1 protein-coding gene is annotated in these 1,667 nt (G+C 46.0%); it reads left to right on the top strand.

What is annotated here, in order from left to right; genetic code table 11:
• Positions 1-67 precede the first annotated feature (67 nt).
• A protein-coding gene (locus ACFQZG_RS27535; RefSeq protein ID WP_378157953.1) for an IS3 family transposase occupies positions 68-1,623 on the top strand; the annotation gives its coding sequence in 2 pieces (ribosomal slippage) (positions 68-719 and positions 719-1,623; 1,557 coding nt in all).
• The last annotated feature ends 44 nt before the right edge of the window (positions 1,624-1,667 follow it).

Below are 1,667 nucleotides of genomic sequence, written 5' to 3'. Positions count from 1 at the left end.
TGATATGCTCCCCACACGGTAGACAGGTGAAATAATAAAACCTGTTTGTCGTGAGGGGAGCATTTTCATGTCCAAAAATAAACTTAAAGCTTTAGAGAAATTAGCCATCATTCAAGAGATCGAAAGTGGACAAATAGGCATGAATGCTGCTGTTAGAAAGTTCGGTTTGAATAGATCCACGCTAGTGAAATGGCGACATCTTTATCAATTGTATGGTGTCGACGGATTAGAGATCCGCACCCATAATCGCAGCTATTCCTCAGAGCTTAAGCGACTAGCGGTGAAGGATTATCTGGATGGCGAATTGTCTCAGTATCAAATTATCGATAAGTACAAGATCGCCAGTCGAACCCAACTTGCCAGTTGGATTAAGAAGTATAATGGTCATATCAGCTTAAGCACCTATACAGGGGGAACGGCAGCTATGACCAAAGGGCGTTCTACAACGTGGCAAGAGAGGCTAGACATTGTCCAGTACTGCCTTGCAAATGGACAGGACTACAAGCAAGCGGCGAGCCATTTTAAGGTATCCTACCAGCAAGTATACGGTTGGGTCAGAAAGTTCGAAACAGGTGGCCAGGAGGCGCTCCGAGATGGTAGAGGGCGTACGAAGGCACCTGAGGAACTCACGGAGACCGACCAGCAGAAGCTCGCTATGAAGAAGCTGGAGTACGAAAATGAGCGGCTACGAGCGGAGAATGCCTTCTTAAAAAAGTTACAGGAGTTCCAAAGGAGGCGTCGTTAAGCGGACATCGACAGGAGAACGTCTATCTCGCCATACAAGCCGTTAAGCAGGCTGAATCGCTCAGCATACAGCTTCTGTGCAAGGTCGCGGGGATTCCCAGGTGCAGTTACTACAAATGGCTTAAACACAAGCCCAGCGCGCGACAATTGGAGAACCAGGAGCTTATGACATTGATGATGTCGATATACAATAAAGTTAACGGCACTTTTGGATATCGTCAGCTCACGTTGCACATGACCAGTACGTATAAGAAGCCAATTAACTACAAACGCGTGCTACGCCTCATGAAGATCAAGGGGATCCAATCGGTAATCCGTCGTAAGAAAAAGAAATACCCACGTTCTACGCCGCAGCATGTGGCCGAGAATCTGCTGAATCGCGAATTCCAAGCAACCGCGCCGAATGAGAAATGGGTAACGGATGTGACGGAGTTCAAATACGGTCATGGACAAAAAGCTTATTTAAGTGCCATTCTCGACCTTCATGATAAGTCAATTGTGTCCTTTGTATTGGGGCATTCCAATAATAATCCGCTTGTATTTAAGACGCTGCAACTGGCACTGGAAGCTGCGCCTTGCAGTAAGCCAATGCTCCATAGTGACCGTGGCTTCCAGTACACCTCAACAATCTATAAAGAAATGCTGGATGCAGCTGACATGAAACAGAGCATGTCTCGAGTAGGTCGATGCATAGATAACGGACCCATGGAATCATTCTGGGGAACTCTAAAATGCGAGAAGTATTATCTGTATGCATACCAAACTTATGACCAGCTAGAACACGACATTGAGGACTACATCCGATTCTATAATTACGAACGACTACAAAGAAAACTAAACGGCCTCAGCCCCATGGAATACAGGGCTAAGGCCGCATAACAATTTTTATTTATTATACTGTCTACTTGACGGGGGGCACTTCA

The sequence above is a fragment of the Cohnella sp. GCM10027633 genome (genome assembly GCF_042675445.1).
GTDB lineage: Bacteria > Bacillota > Bacilli > Paenibacillales > Paenibacillaceae > Cohnella.
This window is presented reverse-complemented; position numbering and strand designations above follow the sequence as displayed.